This is a genomic window from Acidovorax sp. BL-A-41-H1, from assembly GCF_051942715.1.
On record NZ_JBPVJQ010000006.1, the window covers coordinates 375040 to 393006 of the forward strand.

At 66.9% G+C, this 17967-nt stretch carries 16 protein-coding genes; 6 read left to right on the plus strand and 10 right to left on the minus strand.

Annotated features, from left to right (window positions below):
• Nucleotides 1-5 precede the first annotated feature (5 nt).
• The 3 genes from ACTPOI_RS14890 (at nt 6) to ACTPOI_RS14900 (ending at nt 2296) form a co-directional block, all read left to right on the plus strand.
• Entirely contained in the window at nt 6-410 is a 405-nt protein-coding gene (locus ACTPOI_RS14890) for a hypothetical protein (RefSeq protein ID WP_440110121.1), read from the plus strand.
• Between the two features lie 190 nt (nt 411-600).
• Nucleotides 601-918: a BON domain-containing protein gene (locus ACTPOI_RS14895; protein WP_440110123.1), complete on the plus strand. Its 318-nt coding sequence runs from the start codon at nt 601-603 to the stop codon at nt 916-918.
• Between the two features lie 268 nt (nt 919-1186).
• Nucleotides 1187-2296: a zinc-binding metallopeptidase family protein gene (locus ACTPOI_RS14900; RefSeq protein ID WP_440110125.1), complete on the plus strand. Its 1110-nt coding sequence runs from the start codon at nt 1187-1189 to the stop codon at nt 2294-2296.
• Between the two features lie 167 nt (nt 2297-2463).
• Here the strand turns inward: ACTPOI_RS14900 and panC are convergent, their stop codons facing one another.
• The 3 genes from panC to ACTPOI_RS14915 all read right to left on the minus strand — a co-directional run bounded on the left by panC (nt 2464) and on the right by ACTPOI_RS14915 (nt 7956).
• The gene (panC, locus tag ACTPOI_RS14905) at nt 2464-3306 is read right to left on the minus strand and encodes a pantoate--beta-alanine ligase (RefSeq protein ID WP_440110127.1); all 843 of its coding nucleotides are present in this window, start codon (nt 3304-3306) and stop codon (nt 2464-2466) included.
• Between the two features lie 162 nt (nt 3307-3468).
• Nucleotides 3469-4401, minus strand: a complete 933-nt coding sequence (gene panB / locus ACTPOI_RS14910) for a 3-methyl-2-oxobutanoate hydroxymethyltransferase (protein ID WP_440110129.1) — start codon at nt 4399-4401, stop codon at nt 3469-3471.
• A 117-nt stretch (nt 4402-4518) separates the two neighbouring features.
• Complete coding sequence (locus tag ACTPOI_RS14915; protein ID WP_440110131.1) at nt 4519-7956, minus strand: EAL domain-containing protein; 3438 nt, start codon at nt 7954-7956, stop codon at nt 4519-4521.
• Nucleotides 7957-8234: 278 nt separating this feature from the next.
• Between ACTPOI_RS14915 and nadC the strand changes: the two genes are divergently transcribed.
• From nadC to ACTPOI_RS14930, 3 genes are all read left to right on the plus strand, one after another.
• Nucleotides 8235-9083, plus strand: a complete 849-nt coding sequence (gene nadC / locus ACTPOI_RS14920; protein WP_440110133.1) for a carboxylating nicotinate-nucleotide diphosphorylase — start codon at nt 8235-8237, stop codon at nt 9081-9083.
• Nucleotides 9080-10210 (plus strand): quinolinate synthase NadA, encoded by a 1131-nt coding sequence (gene nadA / locus ACTPOI_RS14925; RefSeq protein WP_440110135.1) that lies wholly within the window; start codon nt 9080-9082, stop codon nt 10208-10210. Before nadC ends, nadA begins: the two co-directional genes overlap by 4 nt.
• Nucleotides 10211-10281: 71 nt before the next feature.
• Nucleotides 10282-12126 (plus strand): chorismate-binding protein, encoded by a 1845-nt coding sequence (locus tag ACTPOI_RS14930; protein WP_440110137.1) that lies wholly within the window; start codon nt 10282-10284, stop codon nt 12124-12126.
• A gap of 160 nt (nt 12127-12286) precedes the next feature.
• Here ACTPOI_RS14930 and ACTPOI_RS14935 read toward each other — a convergent pair whose 3' ends face one another.
• The 7 genes from ACTPOI_RS14935 to ACTPOI_RS14965 form a co-directional block, all read right to left on the minus strand.
• Nucleotides 12287-12646: a 5-carboxymethyl-2-hydroxymuconate Delta-isomerase gene (locus ACTPOI_RS14935; RefSeq protein WP_440110139.1), complete on the minus strand. Its 360-nt coding sequence runs from the start codon at nt 12644-12646 to the stop codon at nt 12287-12289.
• 66 nt (nt 12647-12712) lie between these two features.
• Entirely contained in the window at nt 12713-13597 is an 885-nt protein-coding gene (locus tag ACTPOI_RS14940; RefSeq protein ID WP_440110141.1) for an alpha/beta fold hydrolase, read from the minus strand.
• Entirely contained in the window at nt 13585-13977 is a 393-nt protein-coding gene (locus ACTPOI_RS14945; RefSeq protein ID WP_440110143.1) for an MAPEG family protein, read from the minus strand. The genes ACTPOI_RS14940 and ACTPOI_RS14945 overlap by 13 nt, the downstream gene beginning before the upstream one ends.
• Nucleotides 13978-14125: 148 nt before the next feature.
• Nucleotides 14126-15925, minus strand: coding sequence for a hybrid sensor histidine kinase/response regulator (locus ACTPOI_RS14950; protein ID WP_440110146.1), 1800 nt, complete (start codon nt 15923-15925; stop codon nt 14126-14128).
• Nucleotides 15922-16542 (minus strand): response regulator transcription factor, encoded by a 621-nt coding sequence (locus ACTPOI_RS14955; protein WP_440110148.1) that lies wholly within the window; start codon nt 16540-16542, stop codon nt 15922-15924. Before ACTPOI_RS14955 ends, ACTPOI_RS14950 begins: the two co-directional genes overlap by 4 nt.
• A 145-nt stretch (nt 16543-16687) precedes the next feature.
• Complete coding sequence (bioD, locus tag ACTPOI_RS14960) at nt 16688-17359, minus strand: dethiobiotin synthase (protein WP_440110150.1); 672 nt, start codon at nt 17357-17359, stop codon at nt 16688-16690.
• A 172-nt stretch (nt 17360-17531) separates the two neighbouring features.
• A complete protein-coding gene (locus tag ACTPOI_RS14965) occupies nt 17532-17906 on the minus strand; it encodes a 6-pyruvoyl trahydropterin synthase family protein (RefSeq protein WP_440110152.1) in 375 nt (124 codons plus the stop codon).
• Nucleotides 17907-17967 lie beyond the last annotated feature (61 nt).

A 17967-nucleotide genomic window follows, 5' to 3' on the forward strand; every position in this document is an offset into this window, starting at 1 on the left:
GTTCAATGAACAATGACAACCTTGGCAACACATCCACTCCCGCTACCCGCAGCCTTGCTGATGATGCGCTGAAGAGCGCGCAGGACACGGTGCAGTCCACCCGTCAGGCTGCGCACAGCACCCTGGAAAAGGCGGAAGAGGGCGTACATGCCCTGCGCGGCAAGGCTGACCCGATCATTGACGACCTGGCAGCGCGTGCCCAGGAGCTTGCCTCGCGCAGCATTGATTACTGCGCCGAAACCAGCGCCAAGGCCCGCCGCCAGCTGCAGGAAGCGGCCGATGCCACCACGCGCTATGTGGAGCAGCAGCCCGGCAAGGCCGTAATGATTGCGGCTGCCTCTGGCGCCGCGCTGGCCACGCTGATGTTCTGGATGTCGCGTAGCCGCGACCGCCGTACCAGCACCTACTGACCCGAATGCTGCCGGGTGCGGCGCACACTGTGATGTGCATGCCCTGGCACCGGCGGTTGCCGTTTGCGATGACTTCACCGCACGCGACAACGCCGCCCCCGCATTTGCCGGCCACGGAGGGTGCAACAGGCCGGCAAACATGCAGTGTTTGCGCACCCGCATTCCAACCATCGTCCCCAAGGAAAAAATCATGAAATACGCACGTGCTCTCGCTTTCGCCGCTGTTGCTGGCCTCACCATCGTCACGGCCACCGGTTGCTCGGTCGCCCGCAATCAGCAAACCGCTGGTTCGTATGTAGACGACGCCGGCATCACCGCCGCCGTGAAGGCCAAGATGGCTGAAGACAAGAACGTTTCGGCAACGTCGATCAGCGTCGAGACCCTCAACGGCACCGTGCAGCTGTCGGGCTTTGCCAAGTCGCAGACCGAAAAGACGCAGGCTGAAAACATTGCCCGCAACACGAAGAATGTGCGCGAAGTGCGCAACAGCATCGTTGTGCGTCCGTGATCGGTCCTGATCGGTCCTGATCGCTGGCGTTCGGGATCGCGCGGCCTTCGGGCTGGGCGATGAACCGTGCACAGCGTGGCGGTCGACTGACCTCCCATGCGCCGGTCGCTGGAGAAGTCTCGAAGGTTCACGCAGTGGGGCGTTGACGGTCACCGGGGGGCAGGCTTTGGGCACACAGTCCATGGCCTGCCCTTTTTTCATGGGCGCAATAGTGCGCGCGAGCGTGGTGGCATCGGGTTGCCGCGCGGATGGGTATAAGCTCAGGCACATGCGGGTTTTCAATTGCGACCATTGCGGTCATCTGGTTTTTTTCGACAGCGTCCGTTGCCTGCATTGCGGCAGCGAGCTGGCCTTTCTGCCCGACCAGATGTCGATGGCGGCGCTCACGCCTGCTCCGCAGGACGGGCCCGACCTGTGGCGTCGCAGGGGCCGTCGTGGCACATCGGAGTACAGCGGGCGGCTGTACCGCATGTGCCGGCACCACACCAATCTGCAGGCGTGCAACTTTGCCGTGCCTGCCAACGACTTTGCCGACCTGTGCGTCTCGTGCCGGCAGACCCGCGTGCTGCCCGACCTGTCAGACGCGAGCAATCTGCGCCGGTGGAAGCAGGTCGAGGCCGCCAAGCGGCAGCTGTTTTACACATTGGCCCGGCTCGGGCTGGAGCCCGTGCCGGGCACTGCGGGCCCGGTGTTCGAATTCCTGGCCGACCTGCCGGGCGGGCCGCCCGTCATCACCGGGCATCTGGGCGGCACCATCACCCTGAACGTGGCCGAGGCCGATGACGAAGAGCGCGCGCGGCGCCGCATTGCCCTGGGTGAACCGTACCGCACGCTCATTGGCCACCTGCGGCATGAGTCCGGCCATTTCTACTGGGACCAGCTCGTGCGCGACGGTGGCCAGCTGGAAGGGTTTCGCGCCGTGTTCGGCGACGAGCGCGCCGACTACGGGGCCGCGCTGAATGCGCACTATGCCCGCGGCATGGATCTGGGCGACTGGGCCGCCCGGCATGTAAGCGCCTACGCCGCCTCGCACCCCTGGGAGGACTGGGCCGAGACCTGGGCGCACTACCTGCACATGATTGACCTGCTGGAGACGGCCGCCAGCTACCAGACCGGCGTGACGGTGCCCGACCCGAACTCGCCTGCGCGGCACCATGTGACCGACCCGTTTGCCGTGCCCCGCCCCCTGTTCCAGGACATGGTGCGCCAGTGGGTGCCCCTCACGCTGATGCTCAACAGCCTCAACCGCAGTCTGGGGCAGGACGATGCCTACCCGTTTGCGCTGTCTTCCGGCGCCATGGTGAAGCTGCGCTTTGTGCATGACCTCGTGCAGGCCCAGTTTCAGCGCCGCGCTCCCCAGGGCGGCAGCCAGGGGTGAACGGAGAGGCCTCCCCGGCGTCATTCCCGGCCGCCTGATGGGCATTGGGGGCCGAATTTGAGCCATAACGGCTCCAAGTCCAGGTATTTATTGCACCTCGTGCTACAAAAATAATAGTATCTGATGGGCGCGGTCATGCCGCGATGCGTCTGGTACCTGCGCTGGTGTCAGAACTCGTGGTTGTCGATCAGGCGGGTGCTCCCCAGCCGGGCTGCGCCCAGCGCGACCAGGTTGCCCGGACCATCGTGCGCGGTGGGGGCCGCCAGGTCGGACCGGCGACGCACAGTCAGGTAGTCCGGCTGCCAGCCCCGCACTTGCAGCGCCTGCATGGCCTGGGCTTCGAGTGCAGGGGCAGGCGAAGTGGCCGAGGACCAGGCCTGCGCCAGCTGCCGCAAAGCCTGCGACAGGGCCACGGCCTCCTGTCGCTCCTCAGGGCTGAGGTAGCCGTTGCGGGAGCTCAGCGCCAGGCCGTCTGGCGCGCGGCTGGTTTCGCCGGCCACGATCTGTACCGGCAGCGCAAACTGCCGCACCATGTGGCGGATGACCATGAGCTGCTGGTAGTCCTTCTTGCCAAACACCGCTGTGCCGCCGCTGGCACCCAGCACGCAGGCAAACAGCTTCATGACCACCGTGCTCACGCCCACGAAGAAGCCTGGGCGAAAGTGCCCCTCCAGCATGTCGGCCAGAGCCGGGTCGGGGTGGACCTTGAAGGTCTGCGGCTCGGGGTACAGGTCGGCTTCGCGCGGGGCAAACAGCACATCGCAACCCGCTGCGCGCAAGGCGGCGCAGTCGGCCTCCCAGGTGCGCGGGTAGCTGTCGAAATCCTCATGCGGCAAAAACTGCAGGCGGTTCACAAAGATGCTCGCCACGGTGGCATCGCCCAGCGGGCGCGCCTGGCGGACCAGGGCAATGTGACCCTCGTGCAGGTTGCCCATGGTGGGCACAAACGCCGGGTGGCGGTGCGATGCAAGGGCTTCGCGCAGTTCGGCAATGGTGTGGGCGATCAGCATGGGGGTGGGGTTCTGATGTCGATGGAGGGGGGGTGACGGCTGCCGCTGGATGACACGACGCCCGCTGCGCAAGCCTGCTGGCAGCGTTGCGGGCCGATCCTGCCGCAGCCCTGCGTGACGCGTTGAAAGACTTGCGTCGGTCAGGCCTGGGCTGGCAGAGGCCTACCAGGCATGTACAGCGTTGTCAGGAAAGCGGCCCTGTTTGACCGCCTGCACATACGCCTCGATGGCGCCGCGCACGCTGCCGGCGTCCTGCATGAAGTTGTGCACGAACTTCGGCATTTTTCCGAGGTTCATGCCCAGCATGTCGTGCAACACCAGCACCTGGCCGGCCGTGCCGCTGCCCGCGCCGATACCGATGGTGTGGCAGTGCGGCAGCTCGGACGTGAGGTTGGCGGCCAGCGCAGCGGGCACCATCTCGAGCACGAGCATGGCGGCACCGGCGTCCTGCAACGCGTGTGCCTCGTTGCGCAGGGTGCGCGCCGCGTCGTCGGTCTTGCCCTGCACGCGGTAGCCTCCCAGGGCGTGCACTGTCTGTGGCGTCAGGCCCAGGTGGGCGCATACCGGCACGCCGCGCTGCACCAGGAACTCGACCGTGGGCGCTGTCCAGCCACCGCCCTCCAGCTTGACCATGTGCGCGCCCGCCTGCATCAGCGTGCAGGCGCTGCGCAGGGCCTGTTCGCGGCTCTCGGCATAGGTGCCGTAGGGCAGGTCGGCCACCAGCCAGGCCGTGCCCTGCACGCGGTGCAGGCCGCGGGCCACGCTGGCGGTGTGGTAGGCCATGGTGTCCAGTGTCACGCCGACGGTGCTAGGCAGCCCCTGGCACACCATGCCCAGTGAGTCACCCACCAGAATGCATTCCACACCCGCTGCGTCGGCCACGGCGGCGAAGGTGGCGTCATACGCGGTCAGCATGGTGATCCTGTCGCCTGCCTCGCGCATCTGCGCCAGCCGCGGCAGGCTGACCGGGCGGCGCTGCGGCAGCGGCGAGGCAGGCGGCAGCGTGCCGTAGGGGGTGCCGGTAGGCGCTGTCGCTGTGGCGGCATCTGCCGCCGTTGCCTTCACTGTTGCAGTGTCTGCCTGGGGTGTGTTCATCGCTTTGACGCACGTCGCGGGGAAAAAAATTGCCGCGAGTCTATGCGACGGCGGCAATGGCGACCGCGGCCATGGGCCATGAGCGGTGGTCAGGGGCCGCAGGCGGCCTGCAGCGGGTCAGGTGGCGGCTTCGGCGAGGTGGGTGGGCTGCAGCACGCGCTGCAGCGGTTCGGGCCTGTGCAGGAAGAACCCCTGTGCGTCGTGAATCCCGATCTCGTGCACGCGCTGCAGCACCGCTGCGTTGTGGACGAATTCGGCCACGGTGCGCAGGTTCAGCACACGCGCAAGGTCCACAAAGCAGCGCACAGCCACGTCATCCAGCGGGTCTTCCACCAGGTCGCGGATGAAGTGGCCGTCAATCTTGAGGATGTCCACGTGCAGGTTCTTGAGGTAGCTGAAAGAGGAGGCACCAGCGCCAAAATCATCAAGCGCGATGCGAACCCCCAGGTTGCGCATCTGGCCGATGAAGACGGCGGCATCGGCCAGATTGGTGATCGCAGCCGTTTCCGTGATCTCCAGACACAGTCGCTGGCAGATCTGCCTGCCTGCTGCGGTCAGAAGCTCGGCGGCCTGCCGGTGGAATGCCCTGTCGCCAATGGACTGGCCCGACAGGTTGATGCACACCATGTGGACTCCGTCCAGCGTCGGCAACGCCTTGAGCGCATCCACCGTGTGCCGCAACACCCAGCGGTCCATGCGTGAGGCCAGATGAAAGCGCTCGGCCGCCGGGATGAAAAGCGCCGGAGAAATGATGGAGCCGTCCCCGTCCAGCATGCGCAGCAAAATCTCGCAGTGCAGGCCCGCGGCGTCTGAAGCGGGCTTGCCGACGGCCATTGCCGAGGCAGCATCGCCGGCCGCGTGGATGCGTTGCGCGAACAGTACGAAACGGTCCTCGTCCAGCGCGTGCTCGATGCGGGTGGCCCATTGGGCATTGCCGTGGTGGGCAGTGGCGTCAGTGTCGGTTTCCACCCAGACATGCACGCGGTTGCGGCCGCCTTCCTTGGCGGCGTAGCAGGCGGCGTCTGCGGCCTGCAGCGCCGCCGCGCTGCCCGAGACATTGCCGTTGATCGGAACCAGCCCGATGCTCGCACCCACGCGGAAGCGGCGGTTATCGTGCTGGTAGCGGTATTCGTCAATGCGGTCGCAGATCTTCTGCGCCACCTGCACGGCATTTTCGGCAGGGCAGCGCTCCAGAAGCACGGCGAACTCGTCGCCGCCCAGGCGGGCCAGCGCGTCGCGGGAACGCACGGTTTCGGTCAGCAGGCGGCTGACCTGCTGGAGCAGCTGGTCGCCGGCCGAGTGCCCGCAGGCGTCATTGACCAGCTTGAACTGGTCCAGGTCCAGAAACAGGAGGGCGTGCTCGGCTCCGTGTTCATCGGCGCTCGCCAGCAGGCGCTGCAGCCGGTGCTCGAACTCGGTGCGGTTCAGCAGCCCCGTGAGCGCATCGTGCGTGGCCCGGTAGGTCATCTCGCCGCTCAGGCGGCGTTGCTCTGTCACGTCATGGAACACCAGCACCGCACCGAGGACCTCGCCCGTGTCGCGGCGGATGGGAGCGGCTGAGTCTTCGATGGCCCGCTCGGACCCGTCGCGTGACACCAGCACGGTGTCCCCTGCCAGGCCGCTGGGAAGGTGGGTCTCCAGGCAGCTGAGCACGGGGTTTTCTACGGAGGTACGCTGTTCCCCGTGCAGGATGTGAAAGACCTGGGTGATCGGCTGGCCCAGCGCTTCGGCCGTGCTCCAGCCCGTCATCCGCTCGGCCACCGGGTTCAGCCAGGTGACCACGCCCCGGGCGTCCGTGGTGATCACCGCATCGCCGATGGACTGCAGCGTGACCCGCATCAGCTCGTGCTGCTCGGTCAGCTCGGCCGTCAGCTTGTGCAGGTGCGTCACGTCCTGGAAAGCGCCCACCAGGCGCACTGCTGCACCGTGCGAGAACTCGACGCTGCCGACGGCACGCGCCCAGATGCGCTCTCCGTCGGCGCGGATGAGTGGCAACTGGAGATCCCATCCGCTGCCGCCTGCCAGCGCTTGGGCCACGGCCTGCTCGATCACGGGCCGCGCTTCGGGCGCATAGAAATGGATGGCGGTTTCCAGGTCGGGCTCGTAGTCATCCGCAACGCCGTGGATCTTGCGTGTCTGGGGCGACCAGGTGAGCTTGCGCGTGGCCAGATCCAGCTCCCACCCGCCCACGCCGGCAACCGCGCCGGTGCGGCTCAGCAGGTCCTGGCTGCGCTGCAGCGCCAGGGCCTGCATCTTCCGCTCGGTGATGTCGGCCGTGACCCCGTAGAGCCATTCCGGCTTTCCGTCGGGCGTCCACGTGGTGATGCGGCCGCGCTCCTCGATCCACACGTAGTGTCCGTCCTTGTGCCGCAGGCGTACTTCGGATTCATAGCGCGGCGTGCGTCCCTCCAGGTGGTCTTTCAGGTGCTGCTGGTTGGCATCGACGTCATCAGGATGCGATATGGCACGGCGAAACTCGCCGGTGGTGGGTGTGAGCTCGTCCAGCGTGTATCCGAGTTTCTGGGCCGATGTGACATCCACGCGCACCTCGCCCGTCTGCACATTCCACTGCCAGGTGCCGATACCGGTGCCTTCCAGAATGGAGGCCAGGCGCCAGCGCTCCTGCTGCAGCGCACGCTCGATGGCGCGCTGGTCAGTCACGTCTTCCACCGAGCCGACATAGCCCGGTGCGAGCTGCGGCCCCAGGTCCGATGTGGGGCGGGCACGCGACCGCACGTGGCGCACACTTTCGTCAGGGCGCAGCACCCGGAATTCCATGTCCAGCTCGGTGCCGCTGCGGGCAAATTCCTGCCACTGTTCAATGACCCGGGCGCGATCGTCCGGGTGCAATGTGCTGCCCCAGCCCTGGCCCAGGCTCTCCTGCAGTGTGAGGCCGAAGATGCTTTGCCAGCGTTCGTTGGTGTAGCTGCACAGGCCGTCGAGGTCGGTGGCAAACACACCCAGCGGGGAAACATCGCTCAGCGCCTTGTAGCGTGCCTCGCTGTCGGCCATCAGCACTGCGGCGCTGCTGGCTTCGGCCCGCAGGGCCCGTTCCTCCAGCAGGGCACGCCGGCCTTCGAGCAGCTGCACGGCCGCCCGTGAAAGCATGCGCAGGATGTCCCGCTGTGCCCCGGTCAGATGCCTTGGCGTTTGATCGATGACGCACAGGGTTCCGGCGCGCGTGCCGTCGCTCAGCGTCAGCGGGGCGCCCGCATAAAACCGGATATCCGGTTTGCCCGTGACCAGGGCGTTGTCGGCAAAGCGGGGGTCGGCGGTGGCATCGGGCACCTCGAACACCTCATCGGCCAGGATGGCATGGGCGCAGAAGGCGACCTCGCGCGGAGTCTGCTCCACGCCCGGCAGGCCCAGGTTGGCCTTGAACCATTGCCGGTCGGTGTCGACCAGGCTGATGAGCGAGATGGAGCTGCCCGTGACCGCGGCTGCGGCCTCCACCAATGCATCGAAGGCATCTTCGGCAGGTGTATCCAGAATCCGTAGCCGCTCCAGCGAGCCAAGCCGCCGGGATTCATCAGGTGGAATTGGCGCAGCTGACACAAGTGATCCTGAAGTTGCCGCTGCGTTGTCGCGGACCTGGTTGCGGGAAGACTTCCGCATTCTCCCCCGCCCGGCGGTCTGGCGCCACGCACTGTGTCTTCTCCGCAGGCATGCTGTGGAAAAAACTTGACGTATGGCTTGTCTGGCAGTAGCGGGCTGACGGAGCGGTTTTTCGGTAGCCGTTATGCTCGCCCCCCAACGCGCCCGCGGCTTTCGCGGCGGGCTTCGGCTTTCCCGGCCGACAATGCATCCGGAACCCAACCACTGTGCACACCCCGATGACAGACAACGAAGTGGCCACGCTGGCCCAAGCCGATGTGGAACGCGCCCTGGCCGAAGACGTGGGGACTGGCGACCTGACCGCCGGCCTGATCGACCCCGCCCGCCGCGCCCGTGCGCGCATCCTTGCCCGCGAAGCCGCCGTGATCTGCGGCGTACCCTGGGCCGAGGCCGCGCTGCGCGCCCTGGACCCCACGGTGCAGATCACCTGGCACGTAGCGGAAGGCCAGCGCTGCCAGCCCGACCAGGTGGTGCTGGAGCTGGAGGGCAACGCCCGCGCGTTGCTGTCGGCCGAGCGCACCGCGCTCAACTTTTTGCAGCTGTTGTCGGCCGTGGCCACCAAGACGCGCACCTATGTGGACGTGGTGGCCGGCACGCGCGCCCACATCGTGGACACGCGCAAGACTATCCCCGGCCTGCGCCTGGCGCAAAAGTACGCCGTGCGGGTGGGCGGCGGCACCAACCACCGCATCGGCCTGCACGACGCGGTCTTGATCAAGGAAAACCACATTGCCGCTGCCGGTGGCGTGACCGCCGTACTGAAAGCCGCGCAGGCCGTGGCCGCGCAGGCAAAGTTCATCGAGATCGAAGTGGAAACGCTGGAGCAGTTGGCCGAGGCGCTGGACGCGGGCGCGAAGATGGTGCTGCTGGACAACATGCCCCTGCCCACGCTGCGCGAGGCCGTGCGCATCAATGCGGGCCGCGCCATTCTGGAAATCTCCGGCGGCGTGACCCTGGCCGGACTGCGCGAGCTCGCCGAGACGGGCGTGGACCGCATCTCCATCGGCACGCTGACCAAGGATGTGAAGGCCACCGATTTTTCCATGCGCCTCCAGGAGCTGGCATGAGCACCATTACCCTTAACCGCATCGATGTGGAATACGAGAAGCCCGACGAGGCCTCCGCAGGCTCCGTCTGCTCCACGAAACACGCCTGGGCGCGCGTGCCGCCCGAGCCCACGCAGACCGAGCGCGCGGCGCTCAAAGACAAGATCCGCCGCCTGCTGAAAGAAAAGAACGCCGTGATGGTGTCGCACTACTACGTGCACCCCGACCTGCAGGACCTGGCCGAGGAAACCGGCGGCATCGTGAGCGACTCTCTGGAGATGGCCCGCTTTGGCCGCGACCACGCCGCGCAGACGCTGGTGGTGAGCGGCGTTCGCTTCATGGGCGAGACGGCCAAGATCCTGAGCCCGGAGAAGACCGTGCTCATGCCCGACCTCGACGCCACCTGCAGCCTCGACCTGGGTTGCCCCATCGACGAGTTCAGCGCGTTTTGCGACCAGCATCCCGACCGCACGGTGGTGGTGTACGCCAATACCAGCGCCGCGGTGAAGGCGCGGGCCGACTGGCTGGTGACTTCCAGCTGCGCGCTCGAGATCGTCAGCGCCCTCAAGGCGGCAGGCCAGAAAATCCTGTGGGCCCCCGATCGCCACCTGGGCGCCTACATCCAGCGCGAGACCGGTGCCGACATGGTGTTCTGGAACGGCGCCTGCATCGTGCATGACGAGTTCAAGGCGCTGGAGCTGGAGCTGCTGAAAAAGGAGCACCCCGGCGCCAAGGTGCTGGTGCACCCCGAAAGCCCGGCCGACGTAGTGGCCCTGGCCGATGCGGTGGGCTCGACCAGCGCCATCCTCAAGGCCGCGCGCGAGATGGAAGCCACCGAATACATCGTGGCCACCGACAACGGCATGATGCACAAGCTGCGCAGCCTCAACCCCGGCAAGACTTTCTACGAAGCGCCCACCGCTGGCAACAGCGCCACGTGCAAGAGCTGCGCGCACTGCCCCTGGATGGCGATGAACGGCCTGGCCGACGTGGCCCGTGTGCTGGAGACGGGGGCCAACGCCGTGCACGTCGATGCCGCGCTGATCCCGCGCGCGCGCCAGCCCATCGACCGGATGCTGGCTTTCACCGCCGCCCTCAGGAACGGGCAGCCCACGGCCACCCTGGTGCCGCATCTGGGTGCTGCATAGCGCACGGGCGGTCTTTTTTGCTACAAAATATATAGCTATCAGGGCAATTAATACCTGGGCCTGAGGTAGTTTTGACCGATATTTCGCTGATCGACTTCACGCAGGCGCTGAGCGGCGACGCGCAGCCCCTGCGCCACGCGTTCGGACCGCCGCGCCAGGTACTGGTGGCCCGCACGCTGGGGCAGGTGCGCGGTGTGCTCGATGCGGTGCATGCCGCCGCCCGGCGCGGCCACTGGTGCGTGGGCCACGTGCGCTACGAGGCCGCGCCCGCTTTCGATGCTGCCCTGCAGACCCACGCCGCCGACGGGCCGCTGGCCTGGTTTGGCGTGTACGACGCACCCCAGCCCTGGCCCGAATCCGCCAGCCCCGGGAGCGCCGCGCAGGTGGACTGGGCCGGCAGCCTGGCGCGTGCCGACTTTGACGCCGCGCTGGCCCGCATCCAGCAGGCGATTAGCGATGGCGACCTCTACCAGGTCAACTACACCGCGCCGCTGCATGGCGCGCTGCACGGCACCCCCGAGGCGCTGTTTGCAGCCCTGCAGCGCGCGCAGCCCGGCGGCTATGCCGCGCACATCCATGCGGGCGACGAGCAGATCCTGTCGGTCTCGCCCGAACTGTTCTTTGACTGGCGCGAGGTCGCCGACGGGCCAGGCAACACGGGTGAAGGCGAGATCCTGGCCCGCCCCATGAAGGGCACCGCACCACGCGGCCGCACCCCTGCGCAAGACGAGGAGAACGCCGCCCAGCTGCGGACAGCGCCCAAGGAGCGCGCCGAGAACGTGATGATCGTGGACCTGCTGAGGAACGACATCTCGCGCATTGCCACACCGCACAGCGTGCGCGTACCGGCCCTGTTTGCCACCCAGGCGCTGCCCACTGTGTGGCAGATGACGTCGGACGTGCGCGCCTGCACCCGCACCGGCACCACGCTGACCGACGTGTTTGCAGCGCTATTCCCCTGCGGCTCGGTCACCGGTGCGCCCAAGGTGCGCGCCATGCAGATGATCTGCGCGCTCGAGCCCGCGCCGCGCGGCGTGTACTGCGGCGCAGTTGGCGTGGTGCGGCCGGCCGGGCCGCCGGGGGCCGATGGCGTGCACGCGGTCGCTGCCACGTTCAACGTGCCGATCCGCACCGTGGTACTGCGGCGCGCGGCCACCCGCGAGGGCACCCATGATGGCGACGGGCACACGCTGCGCGCCACCTGCGGCATCGGCAGCGGCATCACGGCCGATGCGCAGCCCGATGCAGAATGGCACGAGTGGCGCCACAAGCGCGCCTTTGTGGAGCGAGCCAGCATGCCGTTCGAAATTGTGGAAACCCTGGGCCTGCACGACGGAAAGTTCCTGCACGCCGACCGGCACATGCGCCGCATGGGCGAGGCGGCCGCGCACTTCGGATTTGCGTGGAGCGTCCACGCGGCCCGGCAAGAGCTGCAGATCGCATCCCTGCGCCACCTGGACGGTGACTGGCGTGTGCGCCTGCTGCTGGCAGCCGACGGCCAGTTCCAGTTTGAAGTGTTTGCCCTGCAGCCCACGGCCGTGCCCGTGCGCCTGCAACTGGCCGACCGCCCGTTTGCCGAGGCCCACAGCGAGTTCGTGCGCTACAAGACCACGCGGCGCGCGCACTACGCGGCGTTCGCACCTGCCGCGGGCTCGGGAGTTTTCGACACCGTGCTGTGGAACGAGGCGGGCGAGATCACCGAAACCACCTTCGGCAACATCGCCGCGCTGCTGGACGGCCGCTGGATCACGCCGCCGCTGGCCAGCGGGCTGCTGCCCGGCGTGGGCCGCGCCGTGGCCCTGGCTGAAGGCCACGTGGCCGAGGCCGTGCTGCGTGTGGATGATGTGCCGCGGGTGGAGGCCTGGGCCTTCGTCAACAGCCTGCGCGGCTGGCTGGAAGCGACGTTGCAGCACTGAACGCGCTGGGTGCTTCCAGCGGCGTTTGAGGCTGCATTCAGACTAAAAATGAGCGTTTTGTGCCGATGGCGCTTTCTCTATCTGCCTGGATAGCTATCAAAAACATAGCGATGGATGGCCAGTGACTCCCGGCTGGTGATGCTTGCCACCGCGGGTGCCGTCAGATGCGCTCTTTGGCGTACGAGCCACGGTCCATGTCGACCACTTCCACGCTCAGCTGCACCATCACGCCCTGGGGGCGCGGCGTCAGGTCGCGCAGCACGGCGGCGATGCGGTTTGACAGGTCCTTCTTGGCCTCGGGCGTGCGGCCGGAAAGCAGGCGCAACTGGGCATGCACAAACGCGCGGTTGGCGGGCGCAGTGCCGATCTCGAAACTGTCGGCCACCACGAAACGGGTCTTGAGGTCGGCCTCGTCTTGCACTTCAGGGTGCGCGCACAGCGTGGCGTTCAGCGCGGTCAGCGTTTCAGCTTCCGGGAAGTGGGGCAGGTTGCCGGAGTATTCGACAGTGAGGTGGGGCATGGTGATTTCCGGTCTGGGGCAGGGCTGCAGTTTAAAGGCCGACGACCAGAACCGTCTGAAGCTTGCCTATTGGTCATGCAATTGCAGGAATTGTTGCAATGCGTGTATCACCTGCTCTGGCGCCTCGATCTGCGGCCAGTGGCCGATGCCCGGCAACGACACCACGTCGGCATCGGGCACCAGCGTGCGATAGCGCTGCACCATGTGCGCGCCCGAGTTCGGGTCGGCCGCGCCATTGATCAGCCGCACGGGCACCACCTGTCGCAGCAGTGGCTCCACCAGACGGTCGCGCAGGACCATGCGGTCGATGTAGAAGCGCCCGGTCTTGTGGCTGATGGCGCGTCCGTTGTGGAGGTTGACCAGCGCCCAGAACTCTTCCAGCAGAGCCGCAGAGGGAAGCGTCTGTGCCCCGAAAAGCCGCGTGATGGTTCGCTCAAACGCCTTTTGCGGGATACGTGGCGCGATCCAGCGGCCCCAGCGGGATGACAGCAGGTGCTGCAGTAAGCGCGGCTGGTAGGCCTCGGGGCATACGCCGCCGTTGAGCAGGGTGAGCGACAGGACGCGCTGCGATGATGATGTCGTTTGCCGCCGCGCCAGCATCTCCTGGGCCACACTCACCCCGAGATCGTGGGCAACGATGTGCAGTTGTCGCACGTCGAACCGATCCAGCAGTGCATCCAGCAGGTCTGCATAGTTTTCGATACCGTACGCATGGTCCGCGGGCTTGTCGGAAAACCCCATGCCCAGCAGGTCAGGCGCGATGAGGCGGTGGCTTGTGGCAAGCGGTTCCCAGAGCAGGTGCCAGTCGTACGAGCTGGTAGGGTAGCCATGGATCAGCAGTACCACGCTGCCCTGATGTCCTGCCTGCGCAACGAACAGGCGATGCCTGCCCAGCGCGACCGTGCTGCCTTGCGCTTGCCAGCGCCGCAGGCGGGGTGTCAGGCCGTCCATGTGGCGCGTGCCAGCAGCCCTGAGGCCGTGAGCTGGGCGAGCAGCGTGACGGCATGTGCCGCCTGCCGCCACGGCAGCCGGCGGGTGAATGCGCCCGCGCAGTACAGCAGCCGCGCCAGCAAAAACACCGCACACACCGCAGCCAGCGCCGAAAACGGCGCGTCTGGAAGCTGGGCATGGGCCAGCAAAAGCAGGCCAAACAGCGATCCCTGTTCGAGCGTGTTGCCGTGCGTACGAATGGCTGTAGCCAGCTCCTTGTGGCCTCCGTCGCCCCAGGTTTGTCGATAACGCAGGCGCAGGCGTGACACATGCAGAGACAGTGCGGTCAGCAGCAGCGCCAGTGTGACCAGGGTGGTGGCTGCCAAATGGAGCGTTGACATGGATAAATGGAGTGCCAGTAGAGAAGCGGCAAGCTTAGAAAACCCCGGCCCCCGCGCCAATAGCACCAAAGGGCAGGTGTGTGCATGCGCGACACAGTGCCTTGCCTGGGTGGGCGGCGGTGTCGCACTCTCACCCGGCCTGGGCAGGTCAGCCGGGCTGCTGGCTTTGCACAAAGGCGCGGAGCTTCATTGGCGCCACCGGCTTCGGTAACAAGGGCAGACCAGCCGCTGCGGCACGCTGCCGCACATCGGGCTGATGGGCATCGGCAGTGACCAGCAACGCCGGGGCCGCGTGGCCCAAGGCATGGCGAATGCGGGCAATGGCAGCAATGCCGTCGTCGCCCCCCGGCAGGCGCATGTCTACGACCAGAGCGTCGATCGATGCCGCAGGCGAATCTGCATGGGTCAGCAGCGCCAGCGCGGTGGTCAGATCGCCGGCTTCGACCACGTCGCAGCCCCACGCTGCGAGCAGCCCGCACAGGGCCCTGCGTGAATCGGCATCATCTTCCAGCACGAGAATGCGCCCGCCCCTAAGGGGTCTGCGTGCGGGGCTTTCTGCGGCATGTTCTTGCGGCAAGGTGGCTTGGGCCGGGTCTGCCATTGGCACACACAGGCTGAAGGAGCTGCCCTGGCCGAGGGTGGACCGCACCGACAGGTCGAGCTCCAGCAGGTCGCTCAGCCGCTTGGCAGTGGCCAGCCCCAGGCCCAGCCCCTGGCTGCGGTTGCGCTGCGGGTTGTCGATCTGGTAGTACTCATCAAAGATGCGGGGCAGCTCGGCCGCATCCATGCCCACCCCGGAATCGTGCACGCCCAGTCGCAAGGTCCCGTTCTCGTGTGCTGCATCCATCCGCACGAACCCAGCAGGTGTATAGCGGATGGCGTTAGACACCAGGTTCGCCAATACGCGTGCCAGCAGGGCGCGGTCGCCCCACACGATCGCCGGGGTGCTGGCCACCTGCAGGTCTAGCCCGCGCTCCTGTGCCACCGCTGCAAAGTTGCCAGTCAATTCATCGAACAAGCTCTGCAACGCGAAGGCCGAAGGACGGGGCGTGAGGGTGCGTGCATCCAGGCGCGAAAGTTCCAACAGGCCCTCCACCAGCGTCGACATGCTGCCGACACATTCGGCGATGGCGCCCGACAGCTCCTGCACCTTCTCGGGGTTGGATGCTGCAGGAGCGTGGCGCAGGGTATGGGTGAGCAGGCCCATGGCATTGAGGGGCTGGTGCAGATCGTGGCTGACGGTGGCCAGAAAGCGCGCTTTGGAGGCGTGAGCCGCCTCTGCGTCGGCCTGTGCCAGGCGCCTGGCCTCGTTTTCTTGCTGCAAGGCATGAATGAGGGCCAGCTTTTCCTGGCGCTGCGCTCTGGCCTGTGCAATCGCGTGGGCCTGGGCCTTGCCGCTGTGCCACACGTACAAGGCCATCAGGATCGATGCCAGCGCCAGCGCGTAGTGCAGCGGCTGCCCCACCAGCACATCGCGCACGGCCAGCGGGCCGAACACACCGGCGACATACGCTGCCAGCGCAGGCGGGTGGTGTGCCAGATGAGCAATGCTGCCCAGCACCACGGCCGCCAGGCCAATGTGCAGGGCCATTTCGGCCACCACGTTGTGAGGGGCTAGCAGCACCCAGCTGCCAGCCCCCCAGGCCAGAGCCTGCGCCAGTGCGCTGGCCACGACCCAGCGAGCCCAGAATGCATGGCGCTCTGGCTGCACAGCCCCCGCTCGGCCATACGCCAGCGCAAGGCCAATGCGCAGACCCCGCACGGCCGCAAAGGCGGCAAGCCAGAGGGCGATGGGCGCTGCGGGCACATCGCGCCAGAACAGCACGCTCAAAAAAAACGCCTCCACCACGCCCACCAGTGCGGCCATGTGCGCGCCACGGTACAGCGTATCCAAGCCCTGAGCGTCCAGGGCGTCCAGGGCCGCCGGGGTGCGCTCGGGCTGTGTCATTGCGGCAGCAGCCCCTGTTGGCGGGCCACCATGACCAGGTGTGTGCGGTTGCGTGCTTGCAGGTTGACGAGCAACGCGGTGACATGCAGCTTGACAGTGCGCTCGGCGATGCGCAGCTCTTGTGCAATACGCTTGTTAGGGTGCCCCAGGGCCAGCAGTGTCAACACCTCGCGCTGCCGCGCAGTGGGCGGGCAAGGGCTGGCTTCCTGCGTGGCGCTGGCGTGCACTGCCGAGAGGCCATCAAACACCACGCCGCCTTGCGCGATGCACTGCAGGGCCGTCGCCAGTGCAGGCACCGACCGGGATTTTCCGAGGAAGCCGCTGGCACCAGCGGCCCGGGCTGCGGTAGCCAGCGCCGGGTCCTCGTCGCCCGAGATCACCACACGGGCGACGAGGGGATACTGCTCCGCAAACAGCCGCAGGCCTTGGATGCCCGTATCGGCACCCAGGCGCTGGTCTAGCAGCACCAGGTCCAGATCCTGCTCGCCCGCTGCGGCTTGCAGCCCTGCATTGAGCGTGGGCGCCGTCAACAGCAGCGCGTCTGGCAGCACGTGAGCGAGCGCGTGCGCGAATCCCACGCAGAACAGGGGATGGTCGTCCACCAGCAGGAGTTTCATGGAGCCGATTGTGGGGTGCGCGACGGATTCACCGCGTTGGGCCTGCGCTGCAGGGGGTGAAGGTGGCCGAATTGCGAAGTCTCATTTCGCCGGGAGCTAACGGCACACGCGACTTTGACCTGTGCAGTCCTGTCGTCTTTCGCGTTCAGCGCCAGTCGGCGGGCAAGTTGAACATCAGCGTGCGAGGCTCAGGATATTCGTCGTAGGGCACCTCTGCCAGCAGGGGGGCACCCAGCCGGGCGCTCAGGAATGCAACATGCTCGTCCGGCGCTAGCAGGTCCGCGTCGATGTGATTGGCCACCCAGCCTGCCAGCCGCAATCCACGCGCACGCACTGCCTCGGCTGTGAGTAAAGCGTGATTCAGGCAGCCCGGCCGCAGTCCGACGACCAGCACAACGGGCAGGGCCAGCAACTGTGCCAGGTCAGCATCGGTGAGTGTGTGTGTCAGCGGCGTGTGAAAGCCACCCGCACCGTCTACCACGACAGCATCCACCTGGGCGGCCAGTGCCTGATAGCTTTGGGCAATGGCCTGGATGTCGATCTGCACCCCCGCCCGGCCTGCGCCAATATGGGGAGGGAGCGGGTCCATCAGCAGCACCGGGTTGTCCAGTGCGGGTGCTACGGCCACGGTGGAGGCGGCGCGCAATGCAATGACATCCTCGCTGGCCCAGTCCTCGCCCCAGGGCACCACACCCGCTGCAACCGGCTTCATCCCGACGACGCGTGGGTGGTGTACTGCCAGCGCATGCAGCAGCCCGGCGCAAACCAGCGTCTTGCCGACGCGCGAGTCGGTGCCAGTCACAAAACATCCAATCATCAGACTTCCTTGTGCGGGGTGTTGGGTAGCCTGCCAGTGGCCTATCTGCAAAGCGCCTGCCGAGGGTGCCGGGTCAACGCACCAGCGACCCCATGACGAGCACCACCTTGGTTTGGCGAGGTGCGGCTTTTGGTATCAAGGGGGTGAGGGCCTCGGTGTGGCCGGTGGTACATCAAGGCCGCGGGAAGTCCAGCACGCAGCTGTCGCCCAGCGCCTCGCGCCACACGCGCACGCGGCTCACGCTGGCGCGCAGGTCGGCTGGCAGCGCCTGGGCGATGAAGACGCACAGGTTTTCCAGCGTGGGCGTGCCAAGGCCGGGCACTTCGTCGAGCATGTGGTGGTCGAGTTGCTCGCGCACGCTCTCCAGGCCGCGGCGCAGCAGGCCCAAGTCCTGCACCATGCCGGTGGCAGGGTCGAGCGGGCCGGTGAGCGAGACCTCGGCGTGGTAGGTGTGCCCGTGCACGCGGCGGCTGCCTTCGGCCTCGATCTGGCGGCGCAGGGTGTGGGCGGCGTCAAAGAAGAAGCGCTGGGAGATGGTGAACAACATACGATGATCAAGACGGGGTTAGAGAGGCTAACAAAACTCAGCGAAGCGGCCCTGGCTAGGC